This window comes from Maccoyibacter intestinihominis, from assembly GCF_040096355.1.
Taxonomy (GTDB): Bacteria; Bacillota; Clostridia; order Lachnospirales; family Lachnospiraceae; genus Maccoyibacter; species Maccoyibacter intestinihominis.
In genome coordinates, this window is the sequence record NZ_JBBMEX010000004.1 from 127441 (window position 1) to 150380 (window position 22940).

The 22940-nt window shown below is 40.0% G+C and carries 23 protein-coding genes and 1 pseudogene; 9 read left to right on the forward strand and 15 right to left on the reverse strand.

Going from position 1 to position 22940, the window contains the following annotated elements; genetic code table 11:
- Positions 1-15: 15 nt before the first annotated feature.
- Positions 16-1377, reverse strand: coding sequence for an ABC transporter substrate-binding protein (locus WMO43_RS05380; protein ID WP_353530433.1), 1362 nt, complete (start codon positions 1375-1377; stop codon positions 16-18).
- Between the two features lie 248 nt (positions 1378-1625).
- Here WMO43_RS05380 and WMO43_RS05385 point away from each other — a divergent pair, with 248 nt between their 5' ends.
- Together WMO43_RS05385 and WMO43_RS05390 are read left to right on the forward strand one after the other, a co-directional pair.
- Positions 1626-2888 (forward strand): chloride channel protein, encoded by a 1263-nt coding sequence (locus WMO43_RS05385; RefSeq protein ID WP_353530435.1) that lies wholly within the window; start codon positions 1626-1628, stop codon positions 2886-2888.
- Positions 2889-2930: 42 nt separating this feature from the next.
- Positions 2931-3269 (forward strand): DUF4250 domain-containing protein, encoded by a 339-nt coding sequence (locus WMO43_RS05390; protein ID WP_353530437.1) that lies wholly within the window; start codon positions 2931-2933, stop codon positions 3267-3269.
- 6 nt (positions 3270-3275) lie between these two features.
- Here the strand turns inward: WMO43_RS05390 and WMO43_RS05395 are convergent, their stop codons facing one another.
- The 3 genes from WMO43_RS05395 to WMO43_RS05405 form a co-directional block, all read right to left on the reverse strand.
- Entirely contained in the window at positions 3276-4469 is a 1194-nt protein-coding gene (locus WMO43_RS05395) for a site-specific integrase (RefSeq protein WP_021425046.1), read from the reverse strand.
- Positions 4470-4547: 78 nt separating this feature from the next.
- Entirely contained in the window at positions 4548-4751 is a 204-nt protein-coding gene (locus WMO43_RS05400; RefSeq protein ID WP_002607397.1) for an excisionase, read from the reverse strand.
- Positions 4751-5812 (reverse strand): replication initiation factor domain-containing protein, encoded by a 1062-nt coding sequence (locus WMO43_RS05405; protein WP_272897751.1) that lies wholly within the window; start codon positions 5810-5812, stop codon positions 4751-4753. Before WMO43_RS05405 ends, WMO43_RS05400 begins: the two co-directional genes overlap by 1 nt.
- A gap of 495 nt (positions 5813-6307) precedes the next feature.
- On the opposite strand from WMO43_RS05405, the gene WMO43_RS05410 reads away from it, so the two are divergent.
- The 4 genes from WMO43_RS05410 to WMO43_RS05425 all read left to right on the forward strand — a co-directional run bounded on the left by WMO43_RS05410 (position 6308) and on the right by WMO43_RS05425 (position 8418).
- Positions 6308-6943 (forward strand): helix-turn-helix domain-containing protein, encoded by a 636-nt coding sequence (locus tag WMO43_RS05410; protein ID WP_055304083.1) that lies wholly within the window; start codon positions 6308-6310, stop codon positions 6941-6943.
- Between the two features lie 269 nt (positions 6944-7212).
- Positions 7213-7854 carry a DUF2178 domain-containing protein gene (locus tag WMO43_RS05415; protein ID WP_015527882.1) on the forward strand — a complete coding sequence of 214 codons (642 nt, stop codon included), beginning with the start codon at positions 7213-7215 and terminating at the stop codon, positions 7852-7854.
- Positions 7855-7857: 3 nt separating this feature from the next.
- Positions 7858-8061, forward strand: a complete 204-nt coding sequence (locus WMO43_RS05420; protein ID WP_015527881.1) for a helix-turn-helix transcriptional regulator — start codon at positions 7858-7860, stop codon at positions 8059-8061.
- A 99-nt stretch (positions 8062-8160) separates the two neighbouring features.
- Complete coding sequence (locus WMO43_RS05425; protein ID WP_055157184.1) at positions 8161-8418, forward strand: hypothetical protein; 258 nt, start codon at positions 8161-8163, stop codon at positions 8416-8418.
- Positions 8419-8674: 256 nt separating this feature from the next.
- On the opposite strand, the gene WMO43_RS05430 is transcribed toward WMO43_RS05425, so the two are convergent.
- The 7 genes from WMO43_RS05430 to cysK all read right to left on the reverse strand — a co-directional run bounded on the left by WMO43_RS05430 (position 8675) and on the right by cysK (position 15656).
- Positions 8675-9511 (reverse strand): patatin-like phospholipase family protein, encoded by an 837-nt coding sequence (locus tag WMO43_RS05430; RefSeq protein ID WP_353530443.1) that lies wholly within the window; start codon positions 9509-9511, stop codon positions 8675-8677.
- Between the two features lie 38 nt (positions 9512-9549).
- The gene (locus tag WMO43_RS05435; RefSeq protein WP_353530445.1) at positions 9550-9915 is read right to left on the reverse strand and encodes an Hpt domain-containing protein; all 366 of its coding nucleotides are present in this window, start codon (positions 9913-9915) and stop codon (positions 9550-9552) included.
- On the reverse strand, positions 9905-12544 hold the full coding sequence (locus WMO43_RS05440; RefSeq protein WP_353530446.1) for a hybrid sensor histidine kinase/response regulator: 2640 nt from the start codon (positions 12542-12544) through the stop codon (positions 9905-9907). Before WMO43_RS05440 ends, WMO43_RS05435 begins: the two co-directional genes overlap by 11 nt.
- Positions 12545-12608: 64 nt before the next feature.
- Complete coding sequence (locus tag WMO43_RS05445) at positions 12609-13880, reverse strand: SGNH/GDSL hydrolase family protein (RefSeq protein WP_353530448.1); 1272 nt, start codon at positions 13878-13880, stop codon at positions 12609-12611.
- Positions 13881-13982: 102 nt separating this feature from the next.
- Positions 13983-14252: a spore coat protein gene (locus WMO43_RS05450; RefSeq protein WP_177963774.1), complete on the reverse strand. Its 270-nt coding sequence runs from the start codon at positions 14250-14252 to the stop codon at positions 13983-13985.
- 11 nt (positions 14253-14263) lie between these two features.
- Positions 14264-14449: a hypothetical protein gene (locus WMO43_RS05455; protein WP_177963775.1), complete on the reverse strand. Its 186-nt coding sequence runs from the start codon at positions 14447-14449 to the stop codon at positions 14264-14266.
- A gap of 271 nt (positions 14450-14720) precedes the next feature.
- Positions 14721-15656: a cysteine synthase A gene (gene cysK / locus WMO43_RS05460; RefSeq protein ID WP_353530450.1), complete on the reverse strand. Its 936-nt coding sequence runs from the start codon at positions 15654-15656 to the stop codon at positions 14721-14723.
- Between the two features lie 380 nt (positions 15657-16036).
- Here cysK and WMO43_RS05465 point away from each other — a divergent pair, with 380 nt between their 5' ends.
- Positions 16037-18271, forward strand: a complete 2235-nt coding sequence (locus WMO43_RS05465) for a GLUG motif-containing protein (RefSeq protein WP_353530451.1) — start codon at positions 16037-16039, stop codon at positions 18269-18271.
- 88 nt (positions 18272-18359) lie between these two features.
- Here WMO43_RS05465 and WMO43_RS05470 read toward each other — a convergent pair whose 3' ends face one another.
- Positions 18360-18518: a hypothetical protein gene (locus WMO43_RS05470; protein WP_353530453.1), complete on the reverse strand. Its 159-nt coding sequence runs from the start codon at positions 18516-18518 to the stop codon at positions 18360-18362.
- Between the two features lie 534 nt (positions 18519-19052).
- On the opposite strand from WMO43_RS05470, the gene WMO43_RS05475 reads away from it, so the two are divergent.
- On the forward strand, positions 19053-19349 hold the full coding sequence (locus WMO43_RS05475) for a type II toxin-antitoxin system HicB family antitoxin (RefSeq protein WP_353530455.1): 297 nt from the start codon (positions 19053-19055) through the stop codon (positions 19347-19349).
- A 104-nt stretch (positions 19350-19453) separates the two neighbouring features.
- Positions 19454-19600, forward strand: a pseudogene (locus WMO43_RS05480) (type II toxin-antitoxin system HicB family antitoxin); the annotation flags it as partial.
- 130 nt (positions 19601-19730) lie between these two features.
- Here the strand turns inward: WMO43_RS05480 and WMO43_RS05485 are convergent.
- The 3 genes from WMO43_RS05485 to ligA are packed head-to-tail and all read right to left on the reverse strand — an operon-like array spanning position 19731 to position 22940.
- Positions 19731-19994 carry a DUF4160 domain-containing protein gene (locus tag WMO43_RS05485; RefSeq protein WP_353530456.1) on the reverse strand — a complete coding sequence of 88 codons (264 nt, stop codon included), beginning with the start codon at positions 19992-19994 and terminating at the stop codon, positions 19731-19733.
- Positions 19995-19999: 5 nt separating this feature from the next.
- Positions 20000-20905, reverse strand: a complete 906-nt coding sequence (gene metA / locus WMO43_RS05490) for a homoserine O-acetyltransferase MetA (protein ID WP_177962205.1) — start codon at positions 20903-20905, stop codon at positions 20000-20002.
- Between the two features lie 40 nt (positions 20906-20945).
- On the reverse strand, positions 20946-22940 hold the full coding sequence (gene ligA, locus WMO43_RS05495) for an NAD-dependent DNA ligase LigA (RefSeq protein WP_353530458.1): 1995 nt from the start codon (positions 22938-22940) through the stop codon (positions 20946-20948).

Sequence of the window (22940 nt, forward strand, 5' to 3'; positions counted from 1 at the left end):
TCCTGTCACGGATGATTAGTTAGCGCCTTTCTCGGATGCCCACTCATCTACGACCTGTTTTTCCACTTTATCAAAACTCATGTTTCCATTTGCATACTCTAACAATGCTGCACCAAAATCATCTTTGAATGTCTGGCTTGGGAAGGTTGTGAAGTTCCAGGATACGCTGGTCTTTCCGCTTTCCATCCATTTGTACATTTCAACTGCAAGCGGGTCAGAGGATCTCTCGTCTTCGCCAAAAGTTGTAAATGGAGCTGCATTTCCAAGTCCGCCGTCATCTGTGGATTTGTACATATATGCTTTTCCTTCAGAATCTGTTGTCAGCCATGTTAAGAAGTCTTTTGTTGCCTGAATGTCTTCTTTGGATGCCTGGCTGTTGATGCACCAGAAGTTCTCTGTACCTGTACATAAGCCTTCGTTTTCATCATCTACACCAAAGTAGATCGGCATAAATTTGATGTCTTCTGCTTTTACGGTATTTCCATCAACTTCTGAGATCTGGCTCCATGCCCAGTTACCATTCTGTACCATTGCACACTGTCCTAATGCAAACTCTGCCATAGAAGTAGCAACGTCAACAGAACCTAACAGACCTTTTTCAGATACGGAATTGTCCATGTACAGATCTAAAATGTTCTTGTAGTTCTCTGCATATTTGAACTCGATCTTATCCATATCGGATACTTTGTTATCTTTGTATTCATAGTAAATCGGAAGGTTTGCAAGATGTGTCTGCCATCTCCAGTCCTCACCCGGTTTTAAAGAGGTAGAAGCAAATACGCCATCGATTCCTAAATCTTTCTTCTTAGCGGTCATATCTTCTACTACTTCTTTTAATTTGTCATAGCTGTTAATTTCATCCATGCTCTTTACAACAGCGCCGTCCAGTGCAAAATATTTTTCCATGATCGCATTGTTGTAAATGATACCATAGGTCTCTACTGTGTAAGGGATACCATATGCTTTTCCGTCCTCACCCTTTACTGCTAATGACTGGTCTGTCAGATTCTTGTATAAATCTGTATCGGTCAGATCCAGACAATAGTCTTTCCAGGATTCATAACCAATCGGTCCGTTGATCTGGAATAAGGTAGGAGCATTGCTTCCTGCAATCTCGGATTTCAATGTTGTCTCATACTGGTTACTTGCTGCTGTTACAACTTTTACTTCCACCCCGGTCTTTTTTGTGTAAGCCTTTGCGATCTTCTGCCACTGTTTATCTACTTCCGGTTTGAAGTTTAAGTAATAAACAGAACCCTTGGAATCGTCTTTCTTTGCTTCATCTTTCGATGAATCCTTGCCAGAACTTCCACATCCGGCGAACATTGCTGCTGCCATGGAAAGAACTAACATCAATGACACCACTTTTTTCTTCATTTTACATCCTCCTATTATAATAAAAATAACCTCCGAAACGTTTCCGACAACATTTTCGGTAACGTTTTCATGTGATAGTTAAAGTATAGACTCTTTTTTTTGATTATGCAATATGTTTTTTGCATTTTTGCTAAAATGGATATATTTTCCCTTGCTCTTTTATGCGTTTTGCACAAATGCCATCCCTTTTTTTCTTCTCTTGTTTTATTCTATCTAAAATGTTAAAATTTATACCGAGGTTAAAAATTATGAACGACGTTATCAAACATAAGATAAAACACAATACGCAGCGCTTTATTACTTCCATGAAATGGATTGTCTTTTCGATCTTATCGGGTCTTATCATCGGCAGTATCGGCTCTGCTTTTTACGGCTGTATCAAAATGGTCACGGAATTGCGTATGGAACATCTGTGGCTGCTCTATCTTCTGCCACTTGGCGGAATTGTCATTGTCGGTCTGTACCGGCTGTTAAAAGATGAGAATGACACCGGAACTAATCTGGTCCTCTCTGCTATCCACTCGAATGAAGAGATTCCGCTTCGCATGGCACCTTTGATCTTTATTTCTACAGTGATCACCCATTTATCCGGAGGTTCTGCAGGACGTGAAGGAGCTGCTTTACAGATCGGAGGCAGTATCGGCGGTGCGCTTGGGAGACTTTTCCGTTTTAATGAAAAAGATAAACACATTATGATCATGTGCGGTATGTCTGCAGCTTTTACCGCTCTGTTTGGAACACCAATGGCTGCGGCTGTTTTTTCTATTGAAGTGGTCAGTGTCGGCATTATGCACTACTCTGCTCTGGTCCCATGTGTGATCTCTGCCTTAGTCGCAAAGGGAACTGCTTCTTATTTTGGCATTGAAGCCGAGACTTTTCTTTTAGAGCATCTGCCTGCCTTTTCTTTAAAAAATGCCGTGTTGACAGCTCTGCTTGCAATCCTTGGAGCCTTGGTCAGCATCCTGTTTTGTATCGTGCTGCACCAGACAGACCATTTATATAAGAAATTCTTTCCGAACCGGTATGTGCGGATCGTGACCGGCGGCTGTATTGTCATCGCACTGACACTGCTCTGTGGCAACAGGGATTACAACGGTTCCGGCGTGGCGATCATTGAACACTGCATGAATGGAGAAGCTGTCGTGCCCTGGGCTTTTTTATTAAAAATCATCTTTACCGCGGCAACTCTTGGTGCCGGCTATAAAGGCGGTGAAATTGTGCCATCATTTTTTATCGGTGCAACGTTTGGATACACCTTTGGCAATCTGATCGGTTTTTCGCCTTCGTTATGCACGGCGGTCGGGATGCTTTCGGTATTCTGCGGTGTCACGAACTGCCCGATCACCTCATTACTGATCAGTTTTGAACTGTTTGGTTATGCAGGAATGCCGTTTTTCCTGCTTTCCACTGCATTAAGCTATATGCTCTCCGGCTATTACGGTCTGTATTTAAGCCAGAAGATCATTTATTCGAAATATAAAACGGAGTATATTAACAGAAAGACACATTAGAAATCTATGAAAATAATTTATATTACAGAAAGGAGACCTCCCATGTCTACATTACCAAAAGACCCTGTCATGCTTTTAAGTTTCACCAATATGAAACTTCGCGATGAATGCCCAGACCTCACTGTTTTTTGCGAAAGATATGAAATTTCCTGCAAAGAACTATGTGAGCGTCTTGCAGGAATTGATTATCACTATCAGGAACAGAGTAACCAGTTTTGTAAAATTATATATGTCTTTTTGACTATCTTTTTATATCTTCTTAAATGTCCGCAAAGCCTTATTTTATCGGCTCTACGGGCATTTTGCTTTTGTGGTAAACCTCACATATCTAGGTCTATCTTCCTATATTTTCTCTATCAAACGTGGTTAAAATCGTGGTAAATACTTTTATGCGATTAGACGCTGAACCTCTGATTTTGCGGTATCTATGGACGCATGAGCATACCAGTTCATTGTGATACTGATGTTTGAATGCCCCATGATATACTGTAAATCTTTTGGGTTCATGTTCTTGCTTGCCAGCCTTGTGCAGAATGTATGGCGTAGCGTATGCGGTGTGATATGTGGCAAGGGATTGTCCTTGTGGTGCTTGTTGTATTTCTTTATCATACGGACAAATAAGGCGTTGTAATCAATCGCAACTTTGGGCTTGCCTTTATGATTGACAAATAGGAAATTGCTCCGTCCGTCTATCACAAATGGTTCTGCCTTTGGGTGTTTCTTCATAACCCGTTGAAATGCCTGTATTGTTTCTCTGCTTAATGGCACTTGCCTTATTCCGCTCTTTGTTTTAGGCGTTTCAATATAATAGCCCTGTTCCTTGCTCTTTAGTAACTGGTGGTCGATAATCACAACTTCATTCTTAAAATCAATATCGGCTACTGTCAGTCCGCACAGTTCCGAGATACGAAGTCCTGTCTTTAACAGTATCAGCACATCATCATAATACTTGTGATACACATTGTCCGTCTTGATGAATGAGAGTAAGGCTTGTTCCTGTTCCTCTGTCAATGCGACTTTCTCTTTGGTATCATTTTCTAGGACTTCACTTAACTTGAAATCAAAAGGGTTTTTCCTTACACAATCGTCTTGTATGGCGATATAGAATGACGCTTTTAACGAGCGTTTATGGTTGTTAATGGTGTTATAGGAAAAGCCTTTGTCTTTCATGCGTAACGCCCATTCCTTAGCGTCAGAGGGTTTTATCGTATCAATGCTCCTAGCACCTAACTTATCCTCTTTCAATAACCGCATGAGTTGTTCCCGTTGTTTCATTGTGCTTTTCTTCACATTTGCCCTTTGTGCGTTCTGTTTGGCATAGAGTTGACAAAGTGTCATTTTCTTGCCTGTGCTGTCGATACCGTCCTCAATATCCCGTCTTATCTGCTGTTCCAGTTCACGAAGTGAGAGTTTTTCCCGTTTTCCCTTTGGTGTCGGGTCTGTGGGTGTCAATCTCCAAGCATACACATATTTTGTGTTTCCAAATGCGTCCACATATTTATATAAGTATTTTCCGTCTGTTCGTTGGCTCTCTCCAGTATGCAGGATACGTCCTTTGTTATCCCGTCTTTTTTCTTTCATGGTGTCTGCTCCTTTCCTTGTTGGAAAGAACCTTGATATGACTTGTGTTCATCATAACACATACAAGGCTCATTTGCATTAGATTGCGTCCAATTTATCAATAACCTGTTCAAACTGTCGGCGTTTAATCTGTATGCGGTTGCCATTCATAATGAGCCAGCCAGCGTCCTTGTTTTCCTCTGCCAATCGTCTTAACTTGTTTTCTCCGATACGGAAATACTTTGACGCTTCTTCAATGGTAAGGGTGTATTTTTCCCATACGGGAATATCGTTGTTATTCATCAGATACCCCCTTTCCCATGTTTCGTGTCATACTGGATATAGGGGATAAGGTCGGTGCGGTTTATCCTCTGTAAATGGGCGGTTAATTTACTGGAAAGGGAATTGCTGTATCTTGCCTTATCAAGCATAGTTCCCACTTTTTCCAGTCCACCTAATGCGTCATGTTCTTCCAAGAAGTAAAAACTTTTGACAGCGGAAATCACGCCACCCTCTGTGAGCCATTGCTGTGTTTCCTCAAGGGAATTTTGCTGTTTTGGTACTTGCAGTTTCAAGACTTCCACAGCCCCTAAAAAGCGTTCCCAAAATCGACACGTTTTCCACCTGCTTTTATTACTTTCGTTTCTGTTTGGCACGACAAAGCGTAGGTTGTTTGCCAGTAGCCCGAAAGCCAGTTCCCCAAGTTCCAGCGGTCTGTCCTTGAATGTCATGGCAAAAGCATGAGCCTTATCATCACGCAGTTGCATTTCTGTCCGTTTCCAACTGCCGACTTCCTCAAGCGTCTTATTATGTTTTGAACAGACTTCTTTATCCTTATCATAAAAGCGGTAGGATAATCCAGATTTTCCAGCACCGATATAAACAGTCTTTGCGGTGTCGAAATCGTCAAACTTGCTTTCATCAAAGTGGTAGCCCTCACTATTGGAGATAAATTCCTCTTTTTCGCATTTCTTCTTTATCTGCTCTATGGTAAAGAATGGCTTTTCGTTTTTGTCATCAATGGCAATATCAAGTCTTGTGAAGTGGAAGTTATCCCGTCCGTATCTTCGCTCACAACGTCGGAACATATCCCCAAAGGTATAATTCCTACTGTCGAGAATACAGAAAATATCATCACAACCTCTGCCAGTCATAACAAGATAACAGCCTAACCCTTGTGGGTTGTCCTCTGTTTTTCTTGCGTCCCCCGATACATAAATATCTCCAATCTGCCAGCGTGCTTGATAGGTTTTGTATTTAATGCTTGCCGGATAGACATTGAAAATGTCAGTCGGTAAACCTAAAATGTGCATGATTACATCTTCAGCGGTTGCCGTATCAAATACAATACTGATGTAATCAATCTTAACGGATAAATTTTTGTGTGCAGTTATAGTGCATTACTCCTTTCGTACTTCCCGTTTTTTTGCGGGGTAAAAATCGTGTTTTTTCCTTTATTTATCACAGTTTCTAGGTACTATGACATGTATGCGCAGGGCGGTGTTACATATACGCCCTTTACGAACGCCTAAAGGCGTTCCCTTTCTTCCTGTGTCTGCCCCGTTCTTAACGCTCACGAGCCTTGTAAGGCTCGTGGCTAAACGGAACAGCCCAGTCAGAAACCCGATTTTCAGTCTGATAGTCCATGCCTATTCATGCTATCAAAGTGAAAATATCTATTCTATATGCTTACTCAAGCGTGTGATTGACCCTAGCGTGCTTAATCGCTCTATCTAACACGATAATAACGCCATTAGAATTACTTGTCAAGAAGTTTTTGTTGACTTTTGGATATAGATTAAGTATGATATGCTTATAAACGTCAAAAAAAGCAACGAAAGGAGCGGTTATACTAAGTTATGGAGCATTATGAAAAGAAAATCAGTTTCTTAGGAGAGAACATACAAACCATAAGAAAATACAGAGGAATGAAACAACAGGAACTTGCGGACAAAATCGGTATCAATATGCAGAGCCTTTCCAAGATTGAACGTGGTGTGAATTATCCTACCTTTGATACATTAGAAAAGATAATGGACGTGCTGGGTGTAACCCCAAATGAATTACTGTCGGGAGAATGGAAGTATGTTAATCAAGCCGAAAAGGAAGTCTGCCAGTTTTTAAGAATTGAAGAACGACTAAATGCAGAATTAAAACATGGGCATTATGACAACTTCTTTGACAGCGAAGAAGAATGGCTGGAATATGAGTTGAAAAAGTTACGGGAATATATTACCGACTACATCAACGGAAAAAGCATTGTAGCGTCCGACCTTTATCCAATCAAAGAATTTATCCAGCATTTGAAGTTTCAAAAACTGTTAGACCACTATGATGATTTATACAGCATGGATATGTTCGGTGAAAGCATAGAGGGACATAAATATAGGACACCTTATCAAGTCGTAAAAATGATAAACCCCAATTCAAAAGAAGATATGGAATTATTACGGGAAGTATTGAAAAATAACGATTTTGATGATGAGGACGAGTAACCCTTTTCCTCTTTGTAGAAGATACAGCAAACAAAAAGCCCAGTAAAGAGTGCAAAGCACCACCAATGGTGGCAAGGCTCTTGACAGGGCTTTTCCTTTACTGTTTGTGGCAGACAAGAGGAAGAAAGGGACAAAATCTGATTTGTAGTAAATTATATAAAAACGATATGAGATGTATTTGTATCATTTTCTTGTTGACACCATTTATATTAAGTGATATATTTGTCTTATAAAGATACAAAAACATCACATTGAAAAGAGGGATGATTATGACAAAAAAACAAATGAAACAAGTTATCTTTATGGGAGTAGGGTGTGTAATATTACTGATTGCAGGGATAATTTACTCTTTATTATTTAACGACGCACGCTGGGTTAAAAACATGGATATGTCTAATTATGTATTTTCCATAAAGGATATACCAATGTTGATAGTCGGTGCTTTGATAGCTATTTATGTCTTATATGTAACAGTTATCTTCTTTAAAAACGCCTTTTCTAAAAATTTTAAAGACAAAAACTATTCAAGAACAGTATCTTCATATTGGGGACTGTGTGGAATATTTGGATTTCTAGGTTTTAGCGGTTTTTGGACTTATTTTGAATATGGGAAAATATATCCTTTTGTATTCTTTATATTTTTTGGCTTTTTCGGCTTTTTCTTTGAAGGAAAACTTTCTCACACTTTAGAAGATGAACTTTTTTTAGAAAATAAAAGAAAAGCAGAAATAAACGCCTATAAAGTAGGATTTAAACTTCTCTTTATAGTCATTTGGCTTATGGCAATAGGAATGTTTTCTCGTAATGTGGAATGGTGTGCAATTTTTATGCTCATTTCTGTTTCACTTATCTATGCTTTAGTCATTTTTCTTAGCAACTATTTATTATACCGCTACGAAAAAGGAGAATAAGTCATGGTAGAAGATTTCATGTGCAACTTAAAGGTATATCGTGTAGCACAAGGTTTAACACAAGAACAACTGGCAGAAAAAGTCGGGGTTCGTAGAGAAACAATTATGAGGTTGGAAAAAGCACAATACAATCCATCTCTAAAACTGGCGATTGATATTTCACGGGTTCTCAATGCACCGATAGAAGATATTTTCATTTTTAAATAAGATAGTGGTAGTAAATTCGGTTCTATGTGATATTGGGAACAATAGAATATTAAGTTTTACATCAATATAAGAGTAATGCAACTATAATGTTAATTTGTATTGCTTGGAGGAACAATACCTGATGAAGATGATAATGATGTCATCGCAGAACAACTTGCAAAAATCAGTGAACAGATGGCAATTAAGAATAGGCGTAGCAAAAAAATTTGGAAAATTGCTGGGGTTATATTCCTAGTAATTGTGCTATTGAATATCCTCTTGATAATATTTAATATGTCAGTATCTAAAAACGTTTCAACAGATAGTAGCACCACTTTCATAGAAATAGGTGAAGATGATGTGATTGATGTAGAATAATTTCCAACATACAATCCCAGTTTGACAACTTTATATCCATACACACAAAGCAGTTAGTCTTAGGATTGACTGCTTTTTAACAAAAGACACCACTCAGGTGTAAAGGGTGTCTTTTTAGTGCTATTTTATTGTCATATCAAGGCTCATTCAATTGTGGTAAATTCGTGGTAAATTAAATAATTTTCTATACTTCAAAGTGCTTGAAAGTATAGTGTTTATGCGGATAATCGCAAATTAGATATAAAATTTTAAATAATTATTTTACAAAATCCGGTATTTTTTTTGCATCCCGATAGCCTTTATGGTACATCTTGTCCAATGCACTTTTGTCTTTGGTCAGTGTTTCCATTCCACAGCAGTCATCCGGTGCTAAGATCAGCACTTTCCCCTGCTTCTGGTATTTCTTTGCCAGTCGTACCTGATCATTGTACGTCTTATAGCGACGTGCTAAATCTTCTCCTGATTTCGGATATTTTCGCTTTAATACCCTTGCAGGAAACGCATCTTTTTTCGCAACACGGATCGTATCGATCGGCTTTGTCAGAATGACCACCACCTTGTCGCATCCGTCATCCAATGCCTTTTGTACCGGAATCGGGTCGGAAAGCCCGCCGTCATAATATGGCACGCCTTTGATCCGATACGGCTTGCAGACAAGCGGGATACAGCAGGATGCTTTCATGATACTGTAATTATCCTGACACATATCGGTTTTATCAAAGTATACCGGTTTTCCGGTTACTGCATTCGTTGCAACCACACGCAGCTCTACGTCAGATTCTTCTATTTTTTTATAATCTAACGGATTCTCTCCACCTGTATTTGAAAGTTCCCCATAAATGTAATCCATATTGATATAAGAGCCTTTTTGAAAAAGATTCTTCACACTCATGTATTCTTTGCGGAATGAATAATCTGTATAAAACTGATAATTTCTCCCTTTCTGACCTGCAATATAGGAGCAGACATTCGCACTTCCTGCTGACACACCGATACAGTAATCAAAATGGATTCCCTGTTCCATACAGTAATCAAAGATCCCTGCTCCGTATATTCCGCGAAGTCCACCGCCTACATCTACTATTCCTGTCATTGCTATCCCTTCTTATCTCTTATTTTGTTTTTCCAAAACTAAAAATCTGTAATCCCCTGCTCTTTTACTAAGTTTACCCATACTACGGTCTTTTGATAGCATTTTTCTAAATCAGAGATTTCTTCCTCGCGTGGCAGTTTTCCCATCCGTAGTCCCTCAACTACCCCGGAAACTGCATCCTGCATCCGCCAGAGTGACAGGTTCGCACAGACTCCTTTGAGCGTATGTGCATAATGAAATGCCTGCTCTGTGTCTTTTTCCCGTATTGCTTTTATCATTTCTTCGTAGTTTGGATCCTCTAAAAAACGGATCACATACCGCTCGCACATTTCCCGCTTTCCAAAAAAGCGTTCTCTTGCCGATACAATATCAAAGCCTTTCTCATAATATGCTTTATCTGTCATTCTTTGCTACTCCTGACCGTATGTATTCTGACTCAGCACGTTCCATTTCCTTTATCAGTTTATCACAAAGTTCTGCAATATCCAATGGTTTACTGACATGTGCATTCATACCGGCTCTTAATGCCGCGGTAACATCTCCGCTGAAAGCATGTGCCGTAACGGCAATCATCGGAATAATGACTGCATCCTTTCGATTCAAGGCACGAATTCTTCCTGCTGTCTCATATCCGTCTAGCACCGGCATACGGATATCTAAAAGAATTGCATCATATTCTCTGATACCTGAATTTTGGAATGCCTGTAGTGCCTGCTTTCCATCCTCACAGGCAATCACCGTTGCACCCTGAAGCTCTAACAACTCTTTTGCGATATCTCTGTTGATGTCATTATCTTCCGCTAAGAGAATTTTCTTTCCGCTCAACAGTTTCTGCTTTGCCTTTCCCTGTATCTGTCTGCCTTCCCTCTCTTTCAGTTCTCTGGAAATTTCCTCATAAACTGCCGTACGATACAACGGCTTTGGAAGAAATCCATCGACACCTGCTGCTCTTGCTTCTTCCTCTATTTCCATATAATCATAAGCAGAAATCATGACAATCGGTACATCATAACCTACTTCTGCACGAATCCGCCGGGTGACCTCTATACCATCAATGTCATGCATCTTCCAGTCAATCAGACAGATGTCATAGTCACGGTTCCCCCGATGATGACTGATGACACGCTCGATTGCCTGTGCACCGTGCATCACCCATTCCGCCTGAATCTTAATCTCCTGAAGAACTCTGACTGCATGGCGGCACTCCTCTTCCTCATCATCTACCACTAAGGCATTTAAGCCCATATTCTCAAAGTCCGGTATTTTTGTCTCACTTTCCTTTTTTAATAAAGGAATATCCACGGTAAAGGTAGTTCCCTCGTTTTCCTTGCTATTGACATAAATCTTACCATCCATCAGCATAACCAGATTCTTTGTAATACTCATGCCCAGACCGGTTCCGCCGAACTTTGCAGCAATGGAGGAATCCGCCTGTTCAAATGGTGCAAAGATGCGTTCCTGCACCTCCTCGCTCATACCGATTCCTGTGTCTGTCACTTCAAACCGTACAATGTCCAAGTTTTTCTTGGTCACTAATTTTTCCACCTTCAAAAAAACGCTTCCACCCTCCGGTGTAAATTTGATAGCATTCGACACAAGATTTAACAAAATCTGCCCCATTCGCAGCGAATCTCCGTAATACTCACTTCCCTCTGAAAAACCGGTAATCGACTCCTTAAACTCCAGATTTTTTGCTTTTGCCTGTGAATAAATGGTCACCACAAAGCTGTTGATAAATTGATAAATATCAAATTCTTCATTCTGAAGTTTCATCTTATTACTTTCAATCTGTGACATATCCAGAATGTCATCAATCAGCATCAGCAGATGTTTCGATGAAAAATTAATCTTTGTCAGACAATCCTGAACTTTTGCAGAATCCTCTATTGATGCGATTGCCAGAGTCACCAGCCCGATGATCGCATTAAGCGGTGTACGGATCTCATGGCTCATGCGTGCTAAGAAATCGCCCTTTGCCTGATTTGCCTTATCTGCATTCTCCATTGCCGCATCTAAGAAGATACGCTGTTTTTCCTCATTTGTCCTATCGGAATAGAAGGAAATTACCTGCGGTGTATCTAAATTATTGACACGGTATAAACGCAACAGCACCCAGCGTTTTTCTCCATCCGGTCTTGTGTATTCCACTAATTTTTTATAAGAAGCCGCTAATTCGAAATCTCCGATATAACGATAGATCTCATCCACATCTTCTGACTTCAATCCCTGATACAGCGTCTCATCGGTCGGAGATATTCCGAGTACACGCTCCATGTTCAAAGACCGATAGACAATCTCTCCACTTTTTGCATCACGGATCACAAATGCATCGTCGATACTCTTTGAAAGACTGTCAAACAATGTACTCCGGTTCTGCAGCTCTTTTCGCTGTCTCCACATGATATATTGTGAAAAAATAAACACTGCTAACATGGCAACCATCAGAATAATAGACAGCACCAGCACACGGACCCTTAACTGCTCTACGTTCTGCACATACTGCAGTCCTCCTTCTTCCGCATCCTCTAACATCTCATCGATCATAGCTGTGGTTTCCTGATAAAGCGGCTCTATCTTTTCCTCTTCATAGGCAATGACTTGATCCTGTGGAAAACATTCATCTGCTGAAACATAGAGCAAGAAACCGTTCTGCTGTTTTTTGATCTCATCCAAATTATCCTCTAGATTATCCCACTCTTTATCGCTGCCCTGATAAGCATGCTTTAAACGCTTCAATACCTGATCCGTTTCTTCATATAACTCATCTAAAATTCCCCGGATATATATGACATCATCCATCGTGTTATGTTTATAGAGACGTTCTACCCGTACCTGCATTTTTGCAATACACATCTTTAACTCTCCGCCTGCAACCACCATCTCGAATGGATGGCTCGACATTTTTTCCACCTGTGCTGCTAAACGTTCCGAATTATATAGCGTTACGATCAGATAGACGATCATCAATACGATGACCGCTACCATATTTAACTTCCATTGTGCTTCACTCATGCCTTCCCGTTTTCGTCTCATATACTCTTCCTCGCCTTTCTCTCTTGTGTTTTCCCTTTCGTCTTTTCTTTTTCGTATTCTTCTCTTAGGAACGCCTTTTTCGGAATATCACAATTCCAAGCACTCCTACTATTACAATTCCTGCTACAGTACACCAGATAACCGGAAATCCTGTTTTAAAACTTCCCAGTTCCTGTTCCCGGCAGCTGTTATTTCCCATATCCTTCATCGCATCTTCATCTAAGATGATCCGATATGTTTTCAGATATCCTAACTCTTCGCCATCCGTAAACTTCCGGATCGGTATCCGACAGACAAATCTGCCGCTCTTTTTCTCTTTAAATTCTTCTTTTCCGGTCAGCTCATAGGAATAACTTTTTTCTTCCGACTTCAGATACAGGTGTTTTCCCTCTACAAACCGTACCTTCTCATCTGCCGTGATCTCGATTTTTGCATCCTCCCGCACGGCTTTTGCCTTGGGCGGCGTTAAATCTAACTTTTCATAGATCTTTTCTGCAATCTGAATATGTCCTTCCCGATTCGGATGCGGATCTAAATTAAACTTCTCTAAATTTTCAAGTGTCCCTGCTTTTACATTTGTATATCCGTCTTTTTGAAAAATAGAATAGGCATTGATGACGGTATACTCTTTTGAGGAACTGTGAAACGCTTCATTGATCCTACGGATATAGGTTTCCGTCAATTCCGATAAATTCAGTACCTCGATCGGTCCATAGGTGTAGTTGACTGCAACATAGGGATTGTATACATTATCTGCATAAATCACTACATAGGGATTTTTTTCTTTTATCATACGGATGATCTGTTCAAATTTTCCTTCAAACTGATCGCATATATCTAATACTTCCTGATTCTCCCGAAGCTCCTGTTTGACTTTTCGCAGATCTGCTAACATTTCCGTCATCTCTGCCGGATGCTCTAAATATCTCGCTTTCAACTCCGGATAAATCTGTTTATACTCCGTATGGATCCCAACAGCTCCTGCTGCCTGTATCACACAGTTTTTTAATACATCATTCGAACCGATCGACAATAGGATGATATCCGCGTCTTTGATCTGTTCATTATATTCTCCGGCTTCTAAACGTTCTATTAAGTCCTCGCTCCGCAGTCCGTTGATCCCTTCATTCGTAAACTTTGCTCCCGCTTTTTTTGCTAAAACTGCACCATAGGCTTCCTGCTCTTTATCTTCGAGACCATATCCTAGGGCAATACTGTCTCCTAACGCCAATATATGTAAGGGTTCTTCCGCCTTCGTTGTCATTGGGATACTGCCTGCACATAAGATACCGATCAACAGCCATGCAGCAATCCTGATCATTCTTTTTCTTACCATAAAATTCCTCCATTGCTACATTATAGCTGACTTTTTTATTGAATGCAATAAACAAAAAGCCGCCACCGAAGTGACCGCTTTTTGCTGATTTATCCGTACTGTTTAAAAGGTTTTCATACACTGGCTGTATTTCTGTTTTGCCTCGTCTACCTTCTGCATTTCTGCTGCCGGAGTCGGATAATATCCTTTTCCATGCATGATGTTAAAGACATCCTGCTGGATTGCATGCTCTTTGTCTAAGCAATCTAAGATTGCATTTCTGACATTCTCATGCACACATTCATTTGCAAATGTGTTGTAATGATCCGTTGCTGTTTTTTCTGCTGTTAAAGCATCTGCTAAGACTTCTTTTTCTGAATATGGCTGCTGCATGTTCTCTCCTCCTATTTTAACTGTGCGTACAGGGACTGGAAATGCTCCTGATGCTTATTTGAGATTTCCGTAAATTTTGCTTTTACTTCTGCATCCTCTGTGTGTTCTGAAAGCATTTTGAATTTCTTGATCAGTAACTCTTCTTCTGACAATAATTCATTTAAAGCTGCTAACTCTTTTTCTGAAATCTGATCCATATGAGTTTCTCCTTTCCAAAATACATTGCCTACTCTTTTAAAATCTCCAATGTTACTGATTTTATGCAAAATTTTGTTTTTCTGTTTAGTCAAAAAAACAAAAGTGTGCTTCGCACACTTTCACGCTCCAGCTTCTTCCATAGCACAAGTTTTGTTCCGCGCGCGAGCGGTGCTGTATTTCCTATAGAGCAAAAAAAGTCCCTGTATAACAGGGTAGTCTTCTTTCACAAAACTACTGCTCTGCTATACAGGGTGATCTTCTCATACAATCTTAGTCTGCAAATAATGGTGTGGACAGGTATCTGTCACCGGAATCCGGTAAAAGTACAACAATGTTTTTGCCTTTATTTTCCGGACGTTCTGCTAAAATAGTGGCTGCTTTTAATGCCGCACCGGAAGAAATTCCCACTAAAATTCCTTCGCTTACTGCAAAGCGTTTGCCCTCTACAAATGCATCATCATTTTCAATCTTAAGCACTTCATCATAAACCCTGGTATCTAATGTATCCGGTACAAAGCCTGCGCCGATTCCCTGGATCTTATGCGGACCGGATACTCCTTCGGAAAGGACAGGACTGCTTGCCGGCTCTACTGCTACGATCTTTACATCCGGATTCTGCTCTTTTAAATATTCTCCGACTCCGGTAATGGTTCCGCCGGTACCGACTCCTGCTACAAAAATATCTACTTTTCCATCGGTCTGTCTGTAAATCTCAGGGCCGGTTGTTTTCTTATGTGCTGCCGGGTTTGCAGGGTTCACAAACTGACCTAAGATAACGGCTCCCGGAATGCTCTCTTTTAACTCATCTGCTTTTGCGATGGCACCTTTCATTCCCTTGGCACCTTCTGTTAAAACAAGTTCAGCTCCATATGCCTTTAACAGATTTCTTCTTTCTACGCTCATCGTATCCGGAAGTGTTAAAATCGCTTTATAACCTTTTGCTGCTGCTACGGCTGCAAGACCGATTCCCGTATTTCCTGAAGTTGGCTCAATAATCGTTGCTCCCGGTTTTAATGCACCGGATTTTTCTGCATCCTCGATCATGGCTAATGCAATTCTGTCTTTCACGGAGCCTGCCGGGTTTAAATACTCTAATTTTGCAAGAATGGTTACGTCTTTAACGCCTGCGGACTGGCTGTAACGACTGATCTCTAAAATAGGTGTTTCTCCAATTAACTCTGCTGCACTTTTTTTAATCTCTGACATAATTTTTTCCTCCATGTTTACAAATATAATGTTTGATTTTGTATTGCTATATTGATTCTATCTTACCGGCATTTAGCCATTGTATTTCTCTGCTCCGTTTCTGCTGCAACAACACATACACTCCATCCTTCTTTTCTTGGTTTTGTAAGTTCTGATTTTTTCCATGTGTGTTCTCCTTTCTTAATTCCTACTTTTTAACTAGGAATATAGCGTTTTAATTATCATATTGGATTTTCCCGGATTTGTCAAGCACAAAATCAGAATAAATTTACTCTTCTGTAAATTTATAACAAAAACTTTTCTCTTTTTTCTTTCTATGTTAAAATATAGCTGTCTTACAGAGGGATGAAACAAACATATGAAAGGAGATTTACAGATCTATGAAGACAAAGAAAAAGTTCTTGAGTTTTCTGCTCATTTTCGGTTTGACTTTGGGAATGATGCCGGCAACGGCATTTGCCGCAAATGCGTCAGAAACATGGGGAGATTATGCTGCTACTGATTTTGCGGGTGGTAGCGGAACGAAAGAGGATCCTTATCAGATTGCTACAGCAGAACAACTTGCAAAACTGGCAAGTGAAGTGAACAGTCATGTCGTTGGTAAGACTCATGCCAATGAATATTTTAAACTGATAGCTTCCATTGATTTAAGTGCTCACAGATGGGTTCCCATCGGCTATGGTAATTCATCCAACGCTTCTTCCTTTAACGGATATTTTGACGGTAATCATCAAACTATCACCGGTCTGAATGTGGATGAACGCGGAAATAATACAGATGCGGGATTATTTGGTGCTGTATCTGTTGCTACGAATGAACCTGTGTTGAAAGACCTTACTATTGAAAATGCAACCATCTATGCGGGAGACGAAACCGATGATGGAACGCTTCAGTATGGTGCCGGAGTCTTAGTCGGTTCGATTACCCTGCTTGGTGGTAGTTCTGCCAAATATGCAGCGATAGAGAATTGTCATGTATCCGGACAGGTGGATTCAAAAATGTATGCCGGCGGTCTGATTGGTGCAGCCAGCTATGGTAAGATTTCAAACTGTTCCGCAGACACGATTGTAACAGGAAATACAGTCAGTGGCGGTTTTACCGGTTACGCCTTTTCCTCTTCCTTTGAGAATAATACGGCAAAGGGAAGTGTAACAAGTACGGGCTGGTCAACCGGCGGTTTTGCCGGCTGGGTCTATGAAGGTGCGATCACTAAATGTACTGCTTCCGGAAATGTCAAGGCAGATAACTGGAATCTTGGTGGTTTTGCCGGATATTTGAGTGGTGCAACAGTTAACGCATGTACAGCCTACGGAGATGTAACAGGCACTGCAACAACCTTTATTGCAAAAGCCGGTGGTTTTGTCGGAACAAATAAAGGCAGTATGATTCAGAACAGTCATGCAACCGGTGTGGTAACCGGCTCTAATCAGTATGGTGCTGCCGGCGGTTTCGTTGCCAGCGATGAAAATGGTACAACAACCGGATGTTCCTTTGACCAGACAAAAAATCCACTTCTAACCTCTGTCGGAAACACTGTAACACAAGGAACCAATGATATTACACCAAAGACTACCGATGAGGTACTTGCCGATATTTGTAATGATTATTTTGGTGGTCATGCATATCAGAAAGCCTGGACAATTGACAAAGAGGCTACCTGCCAGCAAGAAGGAATCAAATCCCATCATTGTGAACGTTGTAATGATAAAACGGATGTGACTTCCCTTGACAAGATTAATCATCAACTTGTGAAAACAGCCAAGAAAGCAGCCACACACATGGCAGATGGTAATATTGACTATTGGTATTGCAATAGCTGCAACAAATATTTCAGCGATGAAGCAGCTACAAAAGAAATTTCTCTGAAAGACACTGTCCTTCCAAAACTGACAGGACATACCCCGGATAAAACCGGCTGGCATTCAGATGAAACCAATCACTGGCAGACTTGCGAATGTGGTGTGACATTAAACAAGTCCACACATACAAAGCAGACTACTGTTACAAAAAAAGCTACTTTTAAAAAAGCAGGAAGCAATGTAACAAAATGTACTACCTGTGGAAAGACCTTATCAACTTCCACAATTCCGAAGGTTTCCAAGGTTACACTTTCTAAGACTTCTTATACCTATAACGGCAAAGTGAAAAAACCGACGGTTACTGTAAAAGACAGCAACGGTAAACTTCTGAAAAACGGAACGGATTACAAAGTTTCCTATACAAAAGGCAGAAAAAATGTAGGGAAATATACAGTAAAAATCACACTGAAAGGCAGCAAATATAGCGGTACTAAAACCTGTACTTTTAGTATTAATCCAAAGAATACCAAACTGTCTTCACAGAGCGGACAGGAAAAGGCTTTTACCGTAAAATGGAAAAAGCAAACCAAGCAGACTAGCGGTTACCAGATTCAGTATGCAACGAAAAAGAATTTTTCAAAGGCAAAAACAGTAACGATTAAGAAAAACAGTATCACAAAGACGAAAATCAAAAACTGTGCTGCAAATAAGAAATATTATGTACGCATACGAACCTATAAGAATGTAAAAGTTAACGGAAAGACTACAAAAGTGGTTTCCTCCTGGAGCAAATCTGCAACAGTGAAAACGAAATAACATCATCGGTTTATATTTTTAAGAAAGAGGGGCTGTCGCACTAAGTGCGGCAGCCCCCTCTCTCACCTTTCATCTGACCTGAGCATTCTTAAAAAAAGAAATAAAAAATTGCAATCATCGCCATTATCACAATAATTCCAAGCGTAACGACTCGTAAAAAATCGTTTTCAATCTCTCTTTCACATAGCCAAAATGTGAAAAGTACCCCCAGCATCAGAATCACACTGTAAAAATTAAACCATATCATTTTTATCCCTCCTTTCTGTGAAAATTTTCTTAGTTTCCTCCTTTCGTAAAAATAGTAACGCGAAAAAATGTTTATCTAAGAATTTGAAATTTTTTTATTTTTTCTTATTTTGATTTTTTATTTTTTACTTTCATTTCTTTTTGGGGAGAATAATTAGGTTACCGAAAAGATATGTTATAATGAGATTTTATGGACAAAAAAATTGTTACATCTTATTTAGGAAAAACCGAAGAAATATGACTATTTCATCAATAAAATTTATTTGTAGCGAATCTTTGTCCACATATGAAACCAAATGCAAATATTATCGAAACGCCTACAAATTCAGACAATATTTCCTTAAATTAGAAATGTTAATGGTTCAAAATTGTGGGAAATTTAAGAAAAGAAAATTTCTATTGATTATTGTTATGCAATCCCCTATCATATATGTTATAAGGAATCCCTCGACTACAAAGGAGTCGTAAAATATGACAAATATATTAATGCAAAAGATATTAACTGAAATGACTAAAAAAATTGGAGGATATAGCAATGCTCAAAGACAAATATTCTTATATTGCACTATTCACTTATGAAGATGCTGGAATTTCCATCGAATTTCCAGATTTGCCGGGCTGCTATCCGTGTGCTGATAAAGACAATACCGATGAGGCCTTAAAAAATGCAAAAGAAGCTCTCGGACTTCATATTTGGGGCATGGAACAAGATCATGAAATCATTCCGAAGCCTTCTGCAGTTACAGATTTAAAACTAAAACCTAATCAGGTATCGGTGTTAATTGAAATTTTTATGCCACCGTTCAGAGAACGTATGAACACAAAAATTTAAGAAACTTAGCAAATAGAAACCGTGATATAGCGGTTTTCTTTTTTTTATTTACATACGTGATCTTACATAGTGCAATGCAAGCATGATAAGGAAAGGATGATGATATGGATAAGTTATTTTATCCTGCCGTATTTCACACAGCAGAGGAAGGTGGTTTTTGGATTACTTTTCCTGATTTTCCAGAATGTCTAACACAAGGCGGAAATATGCAGGAAGCCTATGAAATGGCTGTTGATGCATTAGGGCGCTCTTGACATACCAGCTTATTCACAAATCTTATATCAGTTTTTAACGTTTACACAAAACTTGAAACGGTCTCATTCTTGAATTCACTTGCATATACAATTCCGTTAATTTCAAACATCTAGTGTTCTCCTTCTACTATAATGGATTAATTCTTTCAAAATGTTCATTACGTACCGCATGATTCCAAGCTTCATAAACCTGTTCTTCATAGATAGCAAGCCATCCGTTAATAATCTTTAGCTGTTTTACCGGCATAGAACCGGCAAGCAGTTGTCCATCTATGGCAATAACAGCTTCATAATCTCCATAAAAAGCATGGATGTGTGGTTTATGATGTTGACTGGTATCATTAAAATACATTTTTATAATAATCCCATAAAATCTGCTTGTTTTCAGCATTTCCCCTACAACTCATACGGAGTGACCTGATATACATAATAATTGAGCCAGTTACTGAACAAATTGTTGCTGTTTGCTCTCCACTGCAGCAGCGGACGCTTTGTGGCATCATCATTCGGATAATAATTATACGGCAGGTCAATCGGCAGACCTTTCTCTAAATCTCTATGGTATTCTTTGTCCAGTGTGATCCTGTCGTATTCCGGATGCCCCATGACAAATATCTGTTTTCCTTCATTTGAAAGGCACAGAAATACACCTGCCTCTTCGGATTTTGCAAGAACCTTCAGATCCGGGCAGTTCTCAATGTCTTCGGTTAAGATTGCTGTATGGCGGCTGTTTGGTGCATAGAACACATCGTCAAAGCCACGGACTAACGGCACTTTTCTGTTCAATACCTGGAATGGGTAAACTCCAAATAATTTTTTCGGAAGCAGCACCTTGTTAATACCAAAATGATAGTAAAGTCCTGCCTGAGCACCCCAGCAGATATGCATCGTACTGGTCACGTTTGTCTTTGTCCAGTCCATGATCTGACAAAGTTCCTCCCAGTAATCTACTGTTTCATAATCCAGATGCTCGATCGGTGCTCCCGTAATGATCATGCCATCAAATTTTTGATCTTTGATGTATTCAAAGGTTGTATAAAATTTGTTCAGATGATTCGCAGATACATTCTGCGATTCGTGGCTTTTTACTGTTAAAAACGTAATATCCACCTGTAATGGTGTGTTCGATAGTGCACGCAGCAACTGTAACTCCGTATCTTCTTTTAACGGCATCAGGTTTAAAATGCACACCTGAAGCGGACGAATGTCCTGATGGATAGCACGACTCTCATCCATCACAAATATATTTTCATTTTCTAATATTTCCTTTGCCGGTAAATCTCCCTGTGTCTTGATCGGCATATTTTTCCCTCTTTTCTGTCTGTGTTCTGTTTATCAATATCTATTTTAACATTTCCTGCAATTCTGCTTCCGATATCACGGAAACACCTAGATCATTTGCTTTAGTCAGCTTACTGCCTGCATTTTCTCCGGCAAGCAGATAATTGGTCTTTTTAGAAACAGAACCGGATACCTTGCCGCCATGCGCTTCGATCAGGGCTGCTGCTGCCTTTCGATCCATCGTTGGAAGTGTTCCGGTAATGACAAAGGTCAATCCGTCAAAACGTCCGTCCTCACTGCCTGACTCTGCCATTTCCATATTGACCCCTGCTTCTTTCAGACGTTCTATGATCTTGCAGTTATTTTCATCCTGAAAATAATTACGGATGCAAAGTGCCGTAACCTCTCCGACATCTGCAACCTGTTGCAGACTCTCCATATCTGCCTGCATCAGTGCTTCTATACTGCCAAAATGTTTCAGAATGGTCTTTGCCGCTGCCTTACCGACATTTGGGATACCAAATCCGGTCAACAACTGGAATGCCTCATTTTGCTTGGATTTTTCAATTGCATCTAACAACTTATCTGTATTCTTTTCTTTTCCGATAATTCCCTGTTCAATCAGTTCTTCCCGGTGCTTTTTTAAATCATAAATATCTGCAATATCTTTGAGATATCCAAGATGTACCAGCTCCATAATGTAAGTGGCACCAAATCCTTTGATATCCATAGCATCCCTGCCGACAAAATTGATCATATGACGTTCTAACTGTGCCGGGCAGTTTGGTGAGGTACACTTGATATCTGCCGTATCTTTTTCTCGCTCTGTCTTTGCACCACAGACCGGACAGACATCCGGTATTACAAATTTTTTCACACCCTCCGGTCTTTTTTCATGAATGACTCTTCGCACCTTCGGAATGATCTCACCGGATTTATATACCACGATCGTATCACCGATCCCGATGTCTAATTCATCAATAAAATCCTGATTATGCAGGGTTGCTCTTGATACGCTCGTGCCACACAACCGCACCGGTTCAAAAACGGCTGTCGGCGTGATCCTTCCGGTTCTGCCAACCGACAACTCAATATCTAACAGTTTTGTCTCTTTTTCTTCCGGCGGATATTTATATGCCACTGCCCACCGCGGAACTTTAGAAGTTGCCCCTAATTTTTCCCGGTCGGAAAAACGGTTGATCTTTACCACCGCGCCATCAATATCATATGGCAGTTTTCCGCGATTCTCGCCGATTTTTTCGATCGCTGCCCAGACTTCATCTGCTGTCTTGCAGACCGTATATTCTTCAATGACCCGAATGCCCTGTTTTTTTAAATATTCATAGCCTTCTGTATGCGTTTCAAATGAGATTCCTCTTGCATCCTGAATATTAAAAATAAACATGGACAGTCCGCGTTCCTTTGTCACTGCGGTATCTAACTGACGCAGTGTGCCTGCTGCACAGTTTCTTGGATTTGCAAACAGCTTTTTGCCGAGCAGTTCCTGTTTTTCGTTGACCTTCTCAAAATCAGCCTCTGTCATATAGACTTCGCCACGGATTTCGAGATATTCCGGTTTATCTTTTAATTTCTTTTTGACATCACGGATCACTTTTGCATTTGCCGTGACATCTTCCCCATATTGGATGCCATCTCCTCTGGTCTCTGCTAACTTCAACTCGCCGTATTCGTAACGCAAAGAAAGAGACAGTCCGTCTATCTTGTATTCAACCACAAATTCAGGATCATCTAACTGCTTTTTCATTTCTGCAACAAAATTCTCTACCTCTCCCCTGTCAAAAACATCCTGAAGGCTCAACATCGGTACGTTATGCTCTACTAAGACACCCGCCTCACGTTTTGCACTTCCTCCGACCTTTTGTGTCGGGGAATCCGGTGTGACATATTCCGGGTGTTCTCTTTCTAAACGTTTTAACTCGTTCATTTTCTGATCGTATTCGTAATCGGTAATCTCCGGATCATCCTGATTATAATAGCGTTCGATATGATACTCAATTTCCTTGCGTAACGCTTCTATTTTTTCCTGAATTTCCAT